Below are 18,120 nucleotides of genomic sequence, written 5' to 3'. Positions count from 1 at the left end.
GTCCCTGCGAGAGCGCTGACGGGGGCGCGCAAACGCGAAACATAAGAACGAGCAACCATGCAGACGGCCGGCAACGCCTTTTGACTCCATCCGGTCTGGCCGTTCGGCGTCACTCTTCCCTTTTATAATGGGTGGCAGCCGCAGCTTTCGCGCGCTGTGGAACTCTGCCGATCCATGCAACCATCGATGTTCCTGAAGCGGGAGCGAAGGCGGCCATGATGGTGGTGGGGACAAGCAAAGCCGCATCCTGGATGAAGGCCGGTCCGGCGATGCTCCTTATCGCCATCGCGGCGGTCGGTGGCCTGGGAATGGCAGGCCCATCCGGCCATCGCGCCCATGCCGCCGAGACCGCCCAGAACGCACCGCCGCCGGTGACGGTCAGCCCGCCGCTGCGCAAGGAAATCGTCGAATGGGACGAGTTCACCGGCCAGTTCCAGGCGGTGGACTTCGTGGAAATCCGAGCGCGGGTCAGCGGCTACCTCGACTCCATCGCGTTCCAGGACGGCCAGCTCGTCAAACAGGGCGATCCGCTGTTCGTCATCGATCCGCGGCCGTTCGAGGCGGCCCTGGCCTCGGCGCGGGCCGAGCAGCAGCAGGCCGAAGCCAAGCTGGACCTGTCGAACCGCCAGCTCGCCCGCGCGTCGGAGCTGCGGCGCAGCGACAACGTCGCGGCCAGCGTGTTCGACGAGCGCCAGCAGCAGGTCCGCGTCGACGCCGCCGGGGTCGAGGTGGCGAAGGCCGCCGTCCGGACGGCGGAGCTGAACCTGAACTTCACCCGCATCGCCGCCCCGATCGCCGGCCGCATCAGCCGGCGCGAGGTCAGCGTCGGCAACCTCGTCGTCGGCGGGGACAGCGGCACGGCGACCCTGCTGACCACCATCGTCTCGCTCGATCCGATCTATTTCACCTTCGATATGAGCGAGTCCGACTACCTCGCCTACCAGCGCGCGGCGGCGCGCGGCGCGCTGAAATCGCAACGCGACGGCGGCGTCGAGGTCGAAGGCCGCCTGTTCGACGAGCAGAGCTGGCCCTTGAAGGGCACGCTGAACTTCATCGACAATCAGGTCAGCCCCGGCGCCGGCACCATCCGTGCCCGCGCCGTCTTTCCCAACCCGTCGCTGCTGCTGACACCCGGCCAGTTCGGGCGGCTGCGCCTGCCAGGGTCCGACCGCTACACCGCCACTCTGATTCCCGATCAGGCCGTGGTCAGCGACCAAGCCAACAAGATCGTCCTGACGGTCGCCGACGACGGCACGGTGGTGCCGAAGCCCGTGCGCCTCGGCCCAATCGAGGACGGGTTGCGCGTCGTGCGCTCCGGACTGGACGAGACGGACAAGGTCATCATCAACGGCCTCGTCCGGGCCCGGCCGGGCGCCAAGGTAACCCCGCAAGCCGGACGGATCGAGCCGCCGAAACCGCCGGCCGGTTGAGCGGAGCCGGCACCATGAACCTCTCGCACTTCTTCATCAACCGGCCGATCTTCGCGGCGGTCCTGTCCATCTTCATCACGCTGATCGGGGTCTTCGCCTATCTGACCCTGCCGGTCGCGCAGTACCCGGAGATCGCCCCGCCGACCATCGTGGTCAACGCGACCTACCCCGGCGCGTCGGCGCAGGTGGTCGCCGACACCGTGTCCGCTCCCATCGAGCAGGAGGTCAACGGCGTCGAGGACATGCTCTACATGGCCTCACAGGCGACCAGCGACGGGCGCCTCCAGCTCACCATCACCTTCAAGCTGGGCACCGACCTGGACACCGCGCAGGTGCTGGTGCAGAACCGCCTCGCCGTGGCCGAGCCCCGCCTGCCGGAGGACGTGCGGCGCATCGGCGTGACGGTGCGCAAGAACTCGCCCGACATGCTGATGGTGATCCACCTGAACTCGCCGGACGGATCACGCGACCAGCTCTACATGTCCAACTACGCGCTTCTGCAGATCAAGGACGTGCTGGCACGCCTTGACGGGGTGGGCGACATCCAGGTGTTCGGCGCCCGCGACTACGCCATGCGCGTCTGGCTCGACCCCGACCGGGTGGCGGCGCGCGGCCTGACCGCCGGCGACGTGGTGCGGGCGATCCAGGCGCAGAATGTCCAGGTGTCGGGCGGCGTCATCAACCAGCCGCCGGTGCCGACCCCCGGCGCCTTCCAGCTCAACGTCGAGACGCTGGGCCGCCTGACCGACCCGCGCGAGTTCGGCAACATCATCGTCAAGACCGAGGGCTCCGCGGTCACCCGCCTGCGCGACGTGGCTCGGGTCGAGCTGGGGGCGCAGGACTACAACCTCAACGCCTATCTGGACCGTCAGCAGGCGGTGCCGCTGGTCATCTTCCAGAGGCCGGGCTCCAACGCGCTGGAAACCGCCGACCGCATCCTGGCAACCATGGCGGACCTGTCCAAGGGCTTCCCCAGCGGGATGCGCTACGATGTGGTCTACAACCCGACGGAGTTCATCGCGCAGTCCGTGGAGGAGGTCTACAAGACGATCTTCGAGGCCGTGGCGCTGGTCGTCTTTGTCGTCATCCTGTTCCTCCAGACGTGGCGCGCCTCCATCGTGCCGATCGCCGCGATTCCGGTCTCTCTGATCGGCACCTTCACGGTGCTGGCGGCGCTGGGCTACTCGCTGAACACCCTGTCGCTGTTCGGGCTGGTGCTGGCGATCGGCATCGTCGTGGACGACGCCATCGTCGTGGTGGAGAATGTGGAGCGCTTCATCCGCCAGGGCATGAAGCCCAAGGACGCCGCGCACGAGACGATGAACGAGGTCGGCGGCGCGCTGATCGCCATCGCCCTGGTGCTCACCGCCGTGTTCATCCCGGCCGCCCTGGTCAGCGGAATCTCCGGCCAGTTCTTCCGCCAGTTCGCGGTGACCATCGCGACCGCCACGGTGATCTCCTGCCTGGTGTCGCTGACCCTCAGCCCGGCGCTGTGCGCGCTGCTGTTCAAGCCGCACGAGGAGCACCCGCCCAAGCCGTCGCCGCTGACGCGCCCGGTCCACGCCTTCTTCCGCGGCTTCAACCGCGGCTTCGACCGGCTGTCCAACGGCTATGCCGGGCTGACCGGGCGGCTGGTGCGGCTGCCGGTGATCGTGCTGGCGGTCTACGGGGTGCTGCTCGCCCTGACGGCGTGGCAGTTCAGCCGGGCGCCGACCGGATTCATCCCGAACCAGGACCAGGGCTATCTCATCACGGTGGTGCAGTTGCCGCCCGGCTCGTCGCTGGCCCGCACGGACGAGGTGGTGCGCACCGCGGTCGACACGCTGCTGAAGACGCCGGGGGTGATCCACGCCGTGCCCTTCGCCGGCTTCGACGGCGCCACCTTCACCAACGCGCCGAACGCCGGGGCGATCTTCGTCACCCTCGCCCCCTTCGCGGACCGCATCCCGAAGGGCCAGACCGCGGAGTCCGTGCTGGGCGACCTGCGGACCCGGCTGGGCACCATCGAGGACGCCTTCATCATCACCATCCCGCCGCCGCCGGTGCGCGGCATCGGCAATTCCGGCGGCTTCAAGATGATGGTCGAGGACAAGCGGGGCCGCGGCCTGCCCGCGCTGGAGGAAGCGGTGAACGAGCTGTCCGGCGCGGCGAACCGCATCCCGGGCCTCGTCGGCGTGTTCTCGCTGTTCAACACCAAGACGCCGAAGGTCTTCGCCGACATCGACCGCCAGCGTGCGGAAATGCTGGGCGTCACCGCCGATCAGGTGTTCGAGGCGCTGCAGATCTACGTCGGCTCCGCCTTCGTCAACGAGTTCAACCTGCTGGGCCGCACCTACCGGGTGACCGCGCAGGCCGACGGGCGGTTCCGCCAGACCCCGCGCGACATCGCCAACCTGAAGACCCGCAACGCGCAGGGCGACATGGTCCCGATCGGCGCGGTGGCGGAGTTCCAGAACATCACCGGCCCTTACCGCGTCGCCCGCTACAACCTCTATCCGGCGGCGGAGCTTCAGGGGAACACGCTGCCCGGCTTCTCCACCGGCTACGCGCTGGCGGCGATGGAGAAGGCGGCGGCCGACACCCTGCCCGACGGTTTCGGCTTCGAATGGACCGAGCTGGCCTATCAGGAGAAGGCCGCGGGCAACACCGGCCTGCTGGTGTTCGGGCTGTCCGTCGTCTTCGTCTTCCTGGTGCTGGCGGCGCAGTACGAGAGCTGGGCGATGCCGCTGTCGGTCATCCTGATCGTGCCGATGTGCCTGCTGGCCTCGGTGACCGGCCTGCTGATGCGCGGGCTGGCGGTGGACATCCTGGCGCAGGTGGGGTTCGTCGTGCTGGTCGGGCTGGCCGCCAAGAACGCCATCCTCATCGTCGAGTTCGCCCGCCAGAACGAGCTGTTCGAGGGCAAGGACCGCTTCGAGGCTGCCGTCGCGGCGGCGCGCACCCGGCTTCGCCCGATCCTGATGACGTCCTTTGCCTTCATCCTGGGGGTCGTGCCGCTGATGATCGCGCAAGGGGCGGGGGCGGAGATGCGTCAGTCGCTGGGCACCGCGGTGTTCATGGGGATGCTGGGGGTCACCCTGTTCGGCCTGATCTTCACCCCGGTGTTCTACACGGTGATCCGCGGCCTGTTCAGCGGGCCGCTGGCCGTCAACCAGCATCCGTCCCCAAGCACGGATGAGCAGCCTGTCCATCCCCAATCCGGCACGGACACCAACCGATCCGGAGGGTACCGTCGGGCCGGCGAGGAGGTTCCAGGGACATCCGCTCCCGATCGGTAAGCCCGCCGGACGGGCTCAGTCCGGCGGAATGCCCAGCCGCAGCAGCATCTCCACGAGGCCGCTTTCCCCCACGGCCAGGGCGGCCTGGGACGGGGTCAGCCAACGGCGCTCGCGCTGGCCCTTCTCGGGCCACTCGTCCAGCACCTCGTCGACTTCCAGCAGGAAGACGGTCACCGCGCACAGCACCGACTTGTTGACGCTCAGCCGCTTCATGTAGCGGAAGTTGCCGAAGGGCCGGTGATCGACGGTGCCCCGCACGCCGGCTTCCTCGTAGGCCTCCCGCGCCGCCATGGCGCAGGGCTTCACGCCCTCCTCCGCCCACCCCTTGGGGATGATCCACCGCTTGGTTTCCCGCGACGTGACCAGAAGGATTTCCGGCCGACCGTTGCGAAGGCGGAAAGGAAGGGCGGCGTATTGGGTGGCGGGAGTGCGGCTGCTCATCATGTCCAAGTGGGAAGGCCGGACCCGCGATCCAATTCGGCTGAACGGGATGGCGGGCGATCATTCTTATGACGATGGGCGGCTGTGCTTCGTGCCGCCCATCGTCATCATGATCATCCCCTATTAACGTTACTCAGTGGCAAATTCTTCCGTCAGACGGTCAATAATTTCGCCTACGCCAAACCGGATAGGGTCACTGGCCGGAAGGCCATGGGCCTTGGCCGCCGCCTCCAGGCAGGCGCGTGCCTCATCCTCGCCGTAAGCCTTGGTGTTGATGGCGATTCCGACCGGGCGGATGGCCGGGTTGGTCAGTTGCCCGCAGCGGATCGTCAGGTCGATGACCTCCTGGATCGACGGCAGCGGGTGCTGCACGCCGCGCATGGTGGTCCGGGTCGGCTCGTGGCAGACGACGAAGGCGTCCGGCTGGGCGCCGTGCAGCAGCCCCAGCGACACGCCCGCGAAGGACGGGTGGTAGAGCGAGCCCTGCCCCTCGATCAGGTCCCAATGGGCCGGATCGGCCGCCGGGGCGATCCACTCCACCGCGCCGGAGATGAAGTCCGCCACCACCGCGTCGATGGCGACCCCGCGCCCGGAGATGAAGACGCCGGTCTGGCCGGTGGCGCGGAAATCCGCGTCCATGCCGCGGGCGCGCATTTCCTTCTCCAGTGCCAGCGCGGTGTATTTCTTGCCGACGGAGCAGTCGGTGCCGACCGTCAGCAGCCGCCGGCCTGGACGCTTGGTCCCCTTGCCGGTGGCGAAGCGCTCGTCGGAATGGCGCACGTTGAAGAGTTGGCGGCCATGGCGCGCCGCCGCGTCGGCGATGGCCGGGATGCTTTCCAATCGGGTGTGCAGGCCGCTCGCCACGTCCATGCCGGCCTCGATGGCCTGGACGATGATGCTCGTCCAATGCTCCGGCAGGACGCCGCCGGCGTTCACCACGCCGACCACCAGCGTGCGGGCGCCCTGCCCCGCCGCCTCCGCGATGGTCATGTCGGGAATGCCGAGGTCGGCCTTGCAGCCCTCCAGCCGGATCTGGCCGAGGCACCAGTCGCGCCGCCAGTCCACGATGCCCTGCGCCGTCTTGGCGCCGAGCTGGTCCTGCACGTCGCCCAGGAACATCAGGTAGGGATGGGGAATGTTCATGATCGGGTCCTCTCGAAGAGACCGGTTGTTCTTGTCAGGCGGCTTCGGGGCTCAGGCCGTTTCCGGCGTCAGGCGTCGGGCGGACATCTGGCGGAGCAGGACGGGCACGATCAGCGCCAGCCCCAGCAGCGACGAATACAGCTCCGGCGCGACCAGCAGGATGGCAGCAAACCCCAGCAGCACCCGTTCCCAGGTCCGCATGGTGGTCAGCAGCCAGCCGGTGAGCGTGGCGCCCAGGCAGACGATGCCGACGATGCAACCGAAGAAGGCGATGAGGAAGTCCGGCCAGGTGAAGCCCGGCGCCACCAGAAGGAGCGACGGCGAGAAGACGAAGACGAAGGGCACCAGAGCCTTCGCCAGACCCAGCCGGAAGGCGGTGTTGCCGGTCTTGAAGGGGTCCGCTCCCGCCATGCCCGCCGCCGCGTAGGCGGCCAGCGCGACCGGCGGCGTGATGTCCGCCAGCACGCCGTAATAGAAGACGAAGAAGTGCGCGACGATCGGCGCCACGCCCAGCAGCCCCAGCGCCGGCGCGGCGATGGTCGCCATGATGATGTAGTTGGCCGTCGTCGGGATGCCGCAACCCATCAGGATGCAGACGATGCCGGTCATGACGAGCGTGAACAGCAGCGTCAGCCCCTTCACGTCGGCCAGCCAGCCCGGCAGGAAGGCGCCGAGCACCCCGGCCATCTCGCCGGCGGTGGAGGTGACGATGTAGGAGATCTTGAAGCCGACGCCGGTCAGCGTGACCACGCCCACGATGATGCCCACGGAAGCGGCGGCGGCGCCGACCGCCAGCGCGTATTTGGCGCCGTCGCGCAGGCCGTCCAGAACCTCCCGGATGGTCATGCGCTTGCGCGGGTTCAGCAGGCCGACCGCGATGCACAGGGTGATGCCCCAGAAGGCCGCCAGATAGGGGGTGTAGCCGGCGATCAGGATGCCGATCAGCACCACCAGCGGGATGACCGTCGGCCAGTCGCGGCGGAAGGCTTCCTTCAGGTCCGGCATCTCGTCCGGGCGCAGGCCGCGCAGACCGTTGCGCTTGGCTTCCAGATGCACCTGAACCAGCACGCCGAAGAAATGCATGAAGGCCGGGACGATGGCCGCCAGTATGATCGTCGTGTAGGGCAGGCCCAGGAATTCGATCATCAGGAAGGCGGCGGCCCCCATGATCGGCGGGGTGATCTGCCCGCCCGTCGAGGCCGTCGATTCCACGGCGGCGGCGAAATGCGGCTTGTAGCCCAGCCGCTTCATCGCCGGGATGGTCAGCGAGCCCACCGTCACCGTGTTGGCGACCGACGAGCCGGAGATCATGCCGAACAGCGCCGATCCGAAGATGGCGACCTTGGCCGGACCGCCCGCGTAGCGCCCGGCCACCCAGGCCGCGCAGTCGAGGAAGAGCTGACCCAGCCCGATGCGCGTGGCGAAGACGCCGAACAGCACGAAATGGAAGACGTAGGTCGCCACCACGCCGAGTGCGATGCCGTAGATGCCCTGCGTCGTCAGGTACAGGTGATCGACAAGTTGCGAGATCGTCGCGCCGGGATGCTTCAGCAGCCCCGGCATCTGTGGTCCCCAGATCGCGTAGAGCATGAAGATCGACGCGATGATCGGCAGCGGCCAGCCAACCGACCGGCGGGTCGCCTCCAGCAGCACGATGATCAGGATGGAACCGAGGATCACGTCGGTGGTGGTCGGGTTGCCGACGCGGAAGGCCAGATCGTCGAGCGGGATCAGCGGGACGTGCATCACCGCGACCACCGCGCCGATGGCCAGCGCCCAATCCTGGAGGCCGATGCCGAGCGGGCGCAGCAGCGTGCCCATCACCGGCTCGCCATAGCCGCGCTTGGTGAAGGGGAAGACCAGGAAGACGAGGCCCAGCACGAAGGACAGATGGATGCCGCGGTGCTCCATCTCCGCCAGCAGGCCGAACCCCGCGGTGTAGTAGTGGAACAGCGACAGAATAATCAGCAGGCCGCCGACCAGATGTCCCGCCAGCGGCGACAGCGGCCGGAAGCGGATTTCGGAGTCGAACTTCTCCTCCAGCTCCCGCGCCTTGGCCTCGTCGAGTTCCATGGACGCGGACTCCAGCCGGATGTCGGGCGGCGGGTCGCGATGGGTATCGGTCATGGATGCTCCATTCCCCTCTCCCCTCTGGGGAGAGGGTTAGGGTGAGGGGGTTGCGCGTGTCGGGACGTTCAACAAAGGCGCATCCCCCTCACCGGCCCTTCGGGCCACCCTCTCCCCAGGGGGGAGAGGGCTATGTTGGCTCGGATGCGGTATTGAAAATCGGCAGCAAACCGCAGCCTTACTTCAGGACGCCCTGTTCCTTGTAAAACTTCTCCGCACCCGGATGCAGCGGGATGCCGAGGCCCGAGGTGGCGTTCTTCAGCGTGACGAGCTTGCCCTTGGCGTGGCCGGCGTCGAGCGCGGCGCGGCTCTTCTCGTTGTAGAGCGTCTTGACGATGTTGTAGACGAGGTCGTCCGGCTGCTTGGCGCTGGTCAGCCACTGGGCGTTGACGGAGATGGTCGCCGTCTCCGGAACGTCCTTGTAGGTGCTGGCCGGAACCGTGTCCTTGGCGAAGAACTGGTACTGGCCCAGCATCTTGTCGACTTCCGGCCCGGTGATCGGAACCAGCGAGATGCCCGACGAGGTCGCGAGTTCGGAGATGGCGCCGGTCGGGTAGCCGCCGACGAAGAAATAGGCGTCCAGCGCGCCGTCGCGCAGGCGGTCGCCGGCCGGACCCGGCTTCAGATACTCCGCCTTCACGTCCTTCTCGGTCAGGCCGAAGGCGCCCAGCACGATGCGCGCATCGACCAGCGTGCCCGAGCCCGGCTCGTCCAGCGACACCCGCTTGCCCTTCAGGTCGGCGACCGACTTGATGTTGGCGTCCTTGCGGGCGACCAGATGGATGGTTTCCGGGTAGAGCGTGGCGATGACGCGCAGGTCCTCCACCTTGCCCTTGCCCTCGAACAGACCGGTGCCGGTGTGGGCCCAATAGGCGACGTCCGACTGCGAGAAGCCCGACTCGGAGGAGCCGCCGTTGATCGCGTTGATGTTGGCGACCGACCCGTTGGAGGCCACGGCGGTGGCCACCAGACCGGGCACGCCGCCGTTGGTGCCGGAGATGACGTTGGCGATCAGGCCGCCCACCGGATAGTAGGTGCCGGCGGTGCCGCCCGTGCCGATGCGGAAGAAGGCCGGCGTCTGCGCCACGGCGATGGTGGCGCCGATGGCGACCGCACCCGCGACGGCTGCGAAGGCCAGACGGCGGGTCTTGGACATGAACTTCACGACAACCTCCCATTTATTTCGCGTCGTAACGAAATCATGCCTTTGGGTAGGAGGCTTGTCGATACGTATGGGTGTCCTGTCCCGTCATACGGCCCATTCCGGGAATGGGTGGGCCGTATGTCCGGACGAAACGCGTCAGTCCTTCAGCAGCGCCGCCGCATGGTGGCGCAGATGGTCGTCGATGAAGCTGGCGATGAAGAAGTAGCTGTGGTCGTAGCCCGGCTGCATCCGCAGGGTCAGCGGGTGGCCCGCCGCCTCCGCCGCCCGCTGCAGGTTTTCCGGCTTCAGCTGCTTCTCCAGGAAGCTGTCGGCGTCGCCCTGGTCCACCAGGATCGGCAGCTTCTCCGTGGCGCGGCCCAGCAGGGCGCAGCTGTCCCACTCCAGCCACGCCGCGTAGTCGGTGCCGAAGAAGCGCTCGAACGCCTTCTCGCCCCACGGCACGCTGGCCGGGTTGCCGATCGGCGCGAAGGCCGACACGGCGCGGTAGCGGCCGGGGTTGCGCAGCGCGCAGACCAGCGCGCCGTGCCCGCCCATGGAATGGCCGGCGATGGAACGCCGGTCCGTCACCGGCAGCTCCGCCTCGACCAGTTCCGGCAGCTCCCGCACCACATAGTCGTGCATGCGGTAGTGCTTCGCCCACGGCTCCCGCGTCGCGTTGACGTAGAATCCGGCGCCCAGCCCGAAGTCCCAGGCGCCGTCCGGGTCGCCGGGCACGTCGGGACCGCGCGGGCTGGTGTCCGGCGCGACGATGGCGATGCCGAGGTCCGCCGCCATCCGCATGGCGCCGGCCTTATGCATGAAGTTCTCATCGGTGCAGGTCAGGCCGGACAGCCAGTAGAACACCGGCACCTTGGCCGACTCGGCCGGCGGCGGCAGATAGACGGCGAAGACCATGTCGCAGTCCAGCACCGCGGAGCGGTGCCGGAAGCGCTTGTGCCAGCCGCCGAAGCAGCGGTTCGCCGCGATCTGGGTCAGTTGCGACTCCATCCGGTCCTCACGGGTTGTAGAGGATGACGGACCGGATGCTCTTGCCCTCGTGCATCAGGTCGAAGGCGTGGTTGATGTCCTCCAGCCCCATGGTGTGGGTGATGAAGGTGTCCAGCTCGAACTCGCCCTTCAGGTAGCGCTCCACGTAATCCGGCAGCTCCGAGCGGCCGCGCACGCCGCCGAAGGCGGAGCCGCGCCAGACGCGCCCGGTGACGAGCTGGAACGGGCGGGTGCTGATCTCCTCCCCCGCCCCGGCGACGCCGATGATCACCGACTCGCCCCAGCCCTTGTGGCAGCATTCCAGCGCCGCGCGCATCACCTTCACGTTGCCGATGCACTCGAAGCTGTAGTCGACACCGCCGTCGGTCATCTCGACCAGCACCTCCTGGATCGGGCGGTCGTAGTCCTGCGGATTCACCACGTCGGTGGCGCCGAGCTGCTTGGCGATCTCGAACTTGTCGGGGTTGATGTCGATGCCGATGATGCGCGACGCCTTCGCCATGACGGCGCCGATGATCGCCGACAGGCCGATGCCGCCCAGCCCGAAGATCGCCACCGTCGAGCCCGGCTCGACCTTCGCGGTGTTGCGCACCGCGCCCATCCCGGTGGTCACGCCGCAACCGAGCAGACAGACCTTCTCCAGCGGCGCCGCCTTGTTGATCTTGGCGACCGCGATCTCCGGCAACACCGTGTACTCGGAGAAGGTGGAGGTGCCCATGTAATGGAACACCGGCTGGCCCTTCACCGTGAAGCGGCTGGTGCCGTCCGGCATCAACCCCTTGCCCTGGGTGGCGCGGATCGCCTGACAGAGGTTGGTCTTGCCGGACAGGCAGAATTTGCACTTGCCGCATTCCGGCGTGTAGAGCGGGATCACATGGTCGCCCACCTGGACGGAGGTGACGCCCGGCCCGACCTCTTCCACGATGCCGGCGCCCTCATGGCCCAGGATGGCCGGGAACACGCCCTCCGAATCCATGCCGGACAGGGTGTAGGCGTCGGTGTGGCAGACGCCGGTGGCGACGATGCGCACCAGAACCTCGCCCTGCTTGGGCGCCGCGACCTCGACCTCTTCGATCTCCAGGGGGCGCTTCGCTTCCCAGGCCACCGCCGCGCGTGACTTCACCATCCCACCGTCTCCATGCGTTCGCGTTTCTTTGATGATCGACGTTAGCATTCCGCGCGCGTTGACAACGCTGCAATGTTGGAGAGGATTGTTGCCGTATGGGGATAATCGGCGCGGAATCGGGGGTCTGACGGGTGAGCCGCTGGGATGGCATCGACGAGTTCGTGGCGGTCGCCGAGTGCGGCGGCTTCTCCCGCGCGGCGGAGCGGCTGCGCATCTCCTCCTCGCAGGTCAGCCGGCAGGTGGCGCGGCTGGAGGACCGGCTGCAGGCCCGCCTGTTCTACCGCACCACCCGCAGCGTGACCTTGACCGAGGCGGGCCGTTCCCTGCTCGCCCACTGCCGCCGCCTGATCGAGGAGCGGGACGAGGCGCTGCTCGCCGTCAGCGACCTCCAGGCGGAGCCCAAGGGCCTGCTGCGGCTGACCTGCGCCGTGGCCTACGGCGAGCGGTTCGTGGTGCCGCTGGTGAACGATTTCCTGGAGCGCCACCCGCAGCTCCGCGTCGAGATCGAGCTGACCAACCGCCGGCTGGACTTGGTGCATGAGGGGGTGGATCTGGCGGTGCGGCTGGGGCGGCTGATGGATTCCAGCCTCGTCGCCACGCGGATCGCGCCGCGGGTCATGCATCTGTGCGCCGCCCCGTCCTATCTGGAGCGCCGCGGGACGCCGCGCCGGCTGGCCGACCTCGCCGAGCACGACTGCCTGACCGGCACCGCGGACGGCTGGACCTTCGATGCGGGATCGCTGGAGGATGGCGGCCCGGAATGGCTGTTCCGGCCACAGGGGCGCTGGCGGTGCAACAGCGGCACGGCGGTCCTCGACGCGGCGTTGCGCGGTTTCGGGCTGTGCCAGCTGCCCGACTACTATGTGGTGGAGCAACTGACGGCGGGGCGGCTGGTCTCCCTGCTGGAAGCCCATCGCCCGCCCAACACCGCCGTCTGGGCCGTCTACCCGCCGCAGCGCCACCTGTCGCCCAAGGTGCGGCTGCTGATCCAGCATCTCAAGGAAGGGCTGGCCCGGCGGCCGGAATACCGCTGACCCGTCAGCAGGCGCTCATTCAGCAAGCGGTTTGGCGCGGCGTGCGCTCGACCTCCAGACCGAAGAACGGGCGCAGCGCGGTGCCCAGATAATTGCCGGCCAGAGCCGCGACAATCCACACCCAGCCGTGCAGGCTACCCGACGCGATCCCGCTGAAATAGGCGCCGATGTTGCAACCGTAGGCGAGGCGCGAGCCGTAGCCGAGCAGCAGCCCGCCGACCACCGCTGCCACCAGCGACCGCAGCGGCAATTTCCACACCGGGGCGAACTTGCCGGCCAAGCCGGCGGCGAGCAGCGCGCCCAGGATGATGCCGAAATCCATGACCGAGGTGACGTCGGCCAGCACGCTGTCCTGCAACGCCCTGGCCTGGGCCGGGGCCTGCCAGAAGGGCCAGGAGGCGACGTCCACGCCCAGCCCAGCCAGCCCCTTGCTGCCCCACAGCGCGAAGGCCGAGGTGATGCCCCACGGACGCCCGGCCAGCGCCAGCGTCGCGAAGTTCAGCACCGCCAAAGCGACCGCGCCCCAGACCAGCGGCCAGGGACCGCGCAGGAAGCGCCGCAGCCCCTCGCTCCTGACCGGGGCGCCTTCGACCAGGCGGCCGTGGCGCCGCTTCTCCAGCGCGAGGGTGCCGGCATAGACCGCGGCGAAGATGGCGAGGTTGACCGCCAGCGCCACCGGCCAGCCCCAGGCCGCGACCACCGACACCGGAGCGGCGGTCCATTGCGCTTGCCACCAGGGCAGGTGATAGGCGCCCAGCACCGAGCCGACGATGAAGAAGGCCAGCGTCACGACCATCCGCGTGCTGCCGCCGCCCACCGTGAACAGCGTGCCCGAGGCGCAGCCGCCGCCCAACTGCATGCCAATGCCGAACAGGAAGGCGCCGGCCACCACCGACAGGCCGACCGGCGACACCAGCCCCTTCACCGGCGTGCCGAACAGCGTCCCCGCCGCCAGCACCGGGAAGAACAGCGCGCAGGCCACGGCCAGCATGACCATCTGCGCCCGCAGCCCCGCCCCGCACCGGTCGGCGATGAAGACGCGAAAGGCGGAGGTAAAGCCGAACAGCGCGTGGTAGAGCACGAGGCCCATCGCGCCGCCCACCAGGTAGAGCGCCGCCTGCCGCCCCGACACGGCGTCGCCGATCCACAGGCCGCCGCCCGCCAGGGCGAGCAGCGCCACGGCGACCACCCGCCAGTCGATCCCCGGCAGAAGCGTGGCCGAACCCGCCGCCCGGCCCAGAGTCGTGTCCGTCATCCCGACACTCCAAAACAACAAAAATTGTACGTTGATAAAGGCGATTGCCTGATTGACTTCAGTAGATAATGGGATGCTTTCCACAGGAAAGGCCGTTCTGCGCATCCCTGTCCTGCGCGGGATGACCCGTCAGCCCTCGGGGAACAGGCGACGGGCCAGCCGGCCGAGCGTCAGGCTCTGCACGATGATGGTGAAGGCGACGACGGCGTAGCAGGCGACCAGCAGCAGGTCGCGGTGCGGGTTGTCGGGCAGAGACAGGACCAGCGCCACGGCGATGCCACCGCGCACCCCGCCCCAGGTCAGCACGGCGGTCGCCGCCGCCTTGCGCTGGCTGCGCAGATGGACGGCCACGACGGGCAGCACGCTCGCCAGCCGGGCCACCAGCGCCAGCAGGGGCGCCAGGAACGCCGCGACCATCACCGGCGCCTGCCAGGACAGCACCACCGCCGCCTCCAGCCCGACCAGCATGAACAGGATGGCGTTCAGGATGGCGTCCACCATCGCCCAGAAGGCCTTCATGATGAAGCCCGTCCGCTCCGACGAGACATGGTGCTTGGCGGTGTTGCCGATCAGCAGTCCCGCCACCACGACGGCGATCGGGCCGGACAGGCCGAGCCGTTGGGCGAGGCTGTAGGTCGCCGCCGCCAGGGCCAGCGAGATCGACAGCTCCACCGCCGGATCGTCCGCCCGGCTCTTCGCCCAGAAGGCCAGGGAGCCGGTACCCAGCCCGAGCAGGGCGCCGCCGCCCGCCTCCTTCACGATGTCCCAGGCGACGCCCGTCACCGTGAGGTCGGTGTCGGTCCCGGTGGCCAGCCCGAGCAGGAGGGCGAACAGCACCACCCCCATGCCGTCGTTGAACAGGCTCTCCCCCGCGATGGCGGTGCGCAGCCCCTCCGGCAGCGGCGCCTTGCGCAGCACGGCCAGCACCGCCACCGGGTCGGTCGGCGCCAGCGCCGCCCCCAGCACCAGGCACCAGATCAGCGGCACCGGCTGGCCCATGGCGTCGAAGACCAGCCACATGCCGGTGCCCATGACGGCGGTCGAGATCACGACACCCAGCGTCGCCAGCAGCGCCACTGCCCAGCGCCGCCGCCACAGCGTACCGCTGTCCTGTTCCACCGCCCCGGCGAACAGCAGGAAGGCCAGCACCCCCTCCAGCAGCGCTTCGGGCAGGTGGGCGCTGGTCACCAGCCGCTCCTCCCAGGCGCGGATGTCGATGGCCGGGACCAACGTCCCGACCACCGCCGTCGCGAAGGCGAAGCCGAAGGCCAGCAGGAACACCCCCGCCGTCGCCGGCAGGCCGAGCAGGCCGCGGCTGGCGAAGCTGAACAGCGCCGCCAGGGTCAGCAGGATGGACAGCAACTCGAACGTGCCCATGAACATCCGTCGGCAAAGGGACAAGCCATGCCAACAGGGCGCCCGCCGCGTTCCTCTCGCGCGTCAGACCTCCGGGTCGTCCAGCCCCTCCAGGATCGCCGGGGCGAAGGCGGCCCGCCAGCCCTCCCGGTGCCGGATGTCGCCGAAGGCGGGCAGCACCAGTTCCGCCCCCGTGGCGGCCACCAGCGCCGTCAGTTGGCGCAGCGTCGGGTGGACGTTCCAGCGCCGGTAGCGGGCACGGCCCACATCGACCAGCGTCCGCGACGGCGTGCCCTCGGCGAGGTAGCCGGTGAAGACGATGTCCGGTCCGCTTGTCTCCAGCCCGCCCGCCCCGGCCCAGCGCTCCACCAACTCGGCGGCGGTGCCGCTGGTGGCGTTGGGGCCGGCGGCGAAGGTCACGTCGCGCGGGTCGCCCGGTTCCTTGGCGCGGTCGAGCAGCCGGCGCAGCCGCTCCTCCGCGCCGGGCCGCAGGGCGGTGTCGGCCTCCGCCAACAGATGGGTGATGGCGGCGCGGTGGGCGTCGTCGATGGCCGGGACGACGCCGTGGTCCATCGCCCACAGGGCCATCTCCGGCCCGCGCCCGTCCGCCGCCACCGGGAACAGAGCGCCGCCCGCGTGGAGGAAGGGCTCCAGCGCGGCCAGCCGCTCCGCCTGCGGGGTGTCGTCCAGCCCATAGGAGGCGTCGAGGATCACCCGCCGCGCCGGCGGCGGCGGGTCGAAGGGGAACAGGGCCGACTCGTCGGAATGGTCGCCCATGTAGAGAATCCCGCCATCCTCCGTGCCCAGGTGGATCCACACCCCGCCCGGCGCGTGGCCGGACCGCCCGGTGGTCACCGGCACGCCCTGGATCTCCACCGTTCCGCGCACCGGCAGCGGCAAGGCTGCGACGGTCGGCGGCAGGAGGCAGGCGGCCAGCGGCGTGGCGTAGACCGGCGGGCTGCCGACCCGGTGGCGCAGGCCCAGGGCGCCGGCATGGTCGCCGTGGGTGTGGGTGACCAGGATGGCGTCCACCCGCCCCGCCCCGCTCAGCGGCGGCAGGCGCCCGGCGTCCGGCCCCTCGCCGAGGTCGAGCAGCAGCCGCGCCCCGCCGATCATCGCCAGAAAGCAGGCCGGCCCCTTGTTGCCCAGCCCCGACAGGGCGCGCAGCCGGACCTTGCGTCCGCGTCCCGTCATTGCCCCCGTCATAGCAGCGTCACTTGACATCACGCCCCCGTTCCGCACTGTGCCTATCCCTCGCCGCCTTCCTGAATAGCGCGACTTCCGGTGCCATGACCACTCAGACGCCCGCCCTCTTGATCGACGACGCCTCCCGCCACTATGCCGGGACGCCCGCCCCCGCGGTTGACGGCGTGACCATCGACGTGGCGGCGGGGGAGTTCCTCGCCCTGCTCGGCCCGTCGGGCTGCGGGAAAAGCACGCTGCTGCGCATGGTCGCCGGGTTCGAGCGGCTGGACGGCGGGCGCATCACGGTCGGCGGGCGCACCCTGTCCGGCCCCGGCACCCACGTCCCGCCGGAGGAGCGGCGGATCGGCCTCGTCTTCCAGTCCTACGCGCTGTGGCCGCACATGACGGTGGCCGGCAACGTCGCCTACCCGCTGGAGACCGCCCGCGTTCCCCGCGCGGAGCGGGAGCAGCGGGTCCGCGCCGCGCTCGACACGGTGGGGCTGTCGGGCTTCGACGCCCGCCACCCCGCCGAGCTGTCGGGCGGCCAGCGGCAGCGCGTCGCCCTGGCCCGCTGCCTCGTGATGAGCCCGGAGCTGGTGCTGCTGGACGAGCCGCTCGCCAACCTCGACGTGCATCTGCGCGCGGCGATGGAGGAGGAGTTCGCCGACTTCCACGCCAAGACCGGCGCCACCATGGTCTACGTCACCCACGATCAGGCCGAGGCCATGGCGCTGGCGACGCGCATCGCGGTGCTCGACCACGGGCGGCTGGCCCAGGTGGCGGCGCCCCGGACGCTCTACCGCGAGCCGGCGACGCGCATGGTCGCCGGCTTCGTCGGCCAGGGCGCGGTGGTGGAGGGTGCGGTGACAGGGCCGGCCGCCGACGGCCGGGTGCGGGTGCGCCTGTTCGGGGCTGAGGCGCTGGTCCGCTGCCGCGCCGGGCAGCCGGAGGGGCCGGCGCTGGTCTGCCTGCGGCCCGAGGATCTGGAGCCGGCGGTGAACGGCCCCATCGCCGCGACGGTGGTGCGCGCCGCCTACAAGGGCGGATTCGTGCTGGTGGAGGTCGAACCCCAGGCGGCACCGGGCGTGCGCCTGCTGCTGCGGGTGTCCGGCGACGCGCAGGTCGCGCCGGGCGAAGCGCTGCGCCTCGCGGTGCGCGATGGGTGGGTGGTGCCGGAGGGGGTGTGAGGTGGCGGCCTAAAGCCCCCCTCCCGACCTCCCCCCGCTTCGCAGGGGGAGGAGAAAAGCCCTCCCCTGCGGAGCGGGGGAGGGTTGGGTGGGGGCCCGTTTCAGGAACGCCTCACCCCCGCCAGGGAATGATCCCCGCCGGCAACCGCCGGCCCAGCCAGCCGACCGCCAGCAGCACCGTCACCACCACCGCGATGGTCACCACGCTCAGCGCCGCGGCGAGCGTCGGGCTGCCGCCCTCCTCCAGCGCGTAGACGACGACGCCCAGCGTCTCCCGCCCCTGCGACCACAGCAGGATCGACACGGTCAGCTCGTTGAAGGCCGTCAGGAACACCAGCACCCCGCCCGCCGCCGCCGCCGGCGCCACCAGCGGCGCCACGATGGTGCGCAGGCGGCGCAGCGGGCC

14 protein-coding genes and 1 pseudogene are annotated in these 18,120 nt (G+C 69.7%); 5 read left to right on the top strand and 10 right to left on the bottom strand.

All coding sequences use genetic code 11. The annotated features are described in order from the left end of the window. Nucleotides 1-308: 308 nt before the first annotated feature. Nucleotides 309-1,430 carry an efflux RND transporter periplasmic adaptor subunit gene (locus tag AC1DVI_RS23510; protein WP_476960023.1) on the top strand — a complete coding sequence of 374 codons (1,122 nt, stop codon included), beginning with the start codon at nucleotides 309-311 and terminating at the stop codon, nucleotides 1,428-1,430. A 14-nt stretch (nucleotides 1,431-1,444) separates the two neighbouring features. Continuing rightward, complete coding sequence (locus AC1DVI_RS23505; protein WP_476960022.1) at nucleotides 1,445-4,708, top strand: efflux RND transporter permease subunit; 3,264 nt, start codon at nucleotides 1,445-1,447, stop codon at nucleotides 4,706-4,708. A gap of 15 nt (nucleotides 4,709-4,723) precedes the next feature. Here the strand turns inward: AC1DVI_RS23505 and AC1DVI_RS23500 are convergent, their stop codons facing one another. Further along, nucleotides 4,724-5,149: an NUDIX hydrolase gene (locus tag AC1DVI_RS23500; RefSeq protein WP_094304876.1), complete on the bottom strand. Its 426-nt coding sequence runs from the start codon at nucleotides 5,147-5,149 to the stop codon at nucleotides 4,724-4,726. A 1-nt stretch (nucleotide 5,150) separates the two neighbouring features. On the opposite strand from AC1DVI_RS23500, the gene AC1DVI_RS23495 reads away from it, so the two are divergent. Then, entirely contained in the window at nucleotides 5,151-5,276 is a 126-nt protein-coding gene (locus tag AC1DVI_RS23495; RefSeq protein ID WP_454017610.1) for a hypothetical protein, read from the top strand. A gap of 2 nt (nucleotides 5,277-5,278) precedes the next feature. On the opposite strand, the gene dgcN is transcribed toward AC1DVI_RS23495, so the two are convergent. The 5 genes from dgcN to AC1DVI_RS23470 form a co-directional block, all read right to left on the bottom strand. Continuing rightward, nucleotides 5,279-6,292 carry an N-acetyltransferase DgcN gene (dgcN, locus tag AC1DVI_RS23490; RefSeq protein ID WP_476960021.1) on the bottom strand — a complete coding sequence of 338 codons (1,014 nt, stop codon included), beginning with the start codon at nucleotides 6,290-6,292 and terminating at the stop codon, nucleotides 5,279-5,281. Nucleotides 6,293-6,343: 51 nt separating this feature from the next. Then, the gene (locus AC1DVI_RS23485; RefSeq protein WP_476960020.1) at nucleotides 6,344-8,419 is read right to left on the bottom strand and encodes a TRAP transporter permease; all 2,076 of its coding nucleotides are present in this window, start codon (nucleotides 8,417-8,419) and stop codon (nucleotides 6,344-6,346) included. Between the two features lie 178 nt (nucleotides 8,420-8,597). Next, on the bottom strand, nucleotides 8,598-9,575 hold the full coding sequence (locus tag AC1DVI_RS23480) for a TAXI family TRAP transporter solute-binding subunit (protein ID WP_476960050.1): 978 nt from the start codon (nucleotides 9,573-9,575) through the stop codon (nucleotides 8,598-8,600). 144 nt (nucleotides 9,576-9,719) lie between these two features. Beyond that, entirely contained in the window at nucleotides 9,720-10,571 is an 852-nt protein-coding gene (gene fghA / locus AC1DVI_RS23475) for an S-formylglutathione hydrolase (protein WP_476960019.1), read from the bottom strand. 7 nt (nucleotides 10,572-10,578) lie between these two features. Beyond that, the gene (locus AC1DVI_RS23470; RefSeq protein WP_476960049.1) at nucleotides 10,579-11,694 is read right to left on the bottom strand and encodes an S-(hydroxymethyl)glutathione dehydrogenase/class III alcohol dehydrogenase; all 1,116 of its coding nucleotides are present in this window, start codon (nucleotides 11,692-11,694) and stop codon (nucleotides 10,579-10,581) included. A gap of 134 nt (nucleotides 11,695-11,828) precedes the next feature. Here AC1DVI_RS23470 and AC1DVI_RS23465 point away from each other — a divergent pair, with 134 nt between their 5' ends. Beyond that, the gene (locus tag AC1DVI_RS23465) at nucleotides 11,829-12,731 is read left to right on the top strand and encodes a LysR substrate-binding domain-containing protein (RefSeq protein ID WP_476960018.1); all 903 of its coding nucleotides are present in this window, start codon (nucleotides 11,829-11,831) and stop codon (nucleotides 12,729-12,731) included. Nucleotides 12,732-12,750: 19 nt separating this feature from the next. Here the strand turns inward: AC1DVI_RS23465 and AC1DVI_RS23460 are convergent, their stop codons facing one another. From AC1DVI_RS23460 to AC1DVI_RS23450, 3 genes are all read right to left on the bottom strand, one after another. Next, nucleotides 12,751-13,986 (bottom strand): YeeE/YedE family protein, encoded by a 1,236-nt coding sequence (locus tag AC1DVI_RS23460; RefSeq protein ID WP_476960017.1) that lies wholly within the window; start codon nucleotides 13,984-13,986, stop codon nucleotides 12,751-12,753. A gap of 129 nt (nucleotides 13,987-14,115) precedes the next feature. After that, nucleotides 14,116-15,363 (bottom strand): cation:proton antiporter, encoded by a 1,248-nt coding sequence (locus AC1DVI_RS23455; RefSeq protein ID WP_476960016.1) that lies wholly within the window; start codon nucleotides 15,361-15,363, stop codon nucleotides 14,116-14,118. Between the two features lie 63 nt (nucleotides 15,364-15,426). Further along, nucleotides 15,427-16,536, bottom strand: coding sequence for an MBL fold metallo-hydrolase (locus tag AC1DVI_RS23450; protein ID WP_476960015.1), 1,110 nt, complete (start codon nucleotides 16,534-16,536; stop codon nucleotides 15,427-15,429). A gap of 95 nt (nucleotides 16,537-16,631) precedes the next feature. Between AC1DVI_RS23450 and AC1DVI_RS23445 the strand changes: the two genes are divergently transcribed. After that, nucleotides 16,632-17,714 (top strand): ABC transporter ATP-binding protein, encoded by a 1,083-nt coding sequence (locus tag AC1DVI_RS23445; protein WP_476960014.1) that lies wholly within the window; start codon nucleotides 16,632-16,634, stop codon nucleotides 17,712-17,714. A gap of 112 nt (nucleotides 17,715-17,826) precedes the next feature. Here the strand turns inward: AC1DVI_RS23445 and AC1DVI_RS23440 are convergent. Next, nucleotides 17,827-18,120: pseudogene (locus AC1DVI_RS23440) on the bottom strand (iron ABC transporter permease); the annotation flags it as partial.

It is taken from the genome of Azospirillum sp. P4_B5 (assembly GCF_056402275.1).
Note: the sequence above shows the minus strand (reverse complement) of the source record. Positions and strands in the feature narration are given on the sequence as shown.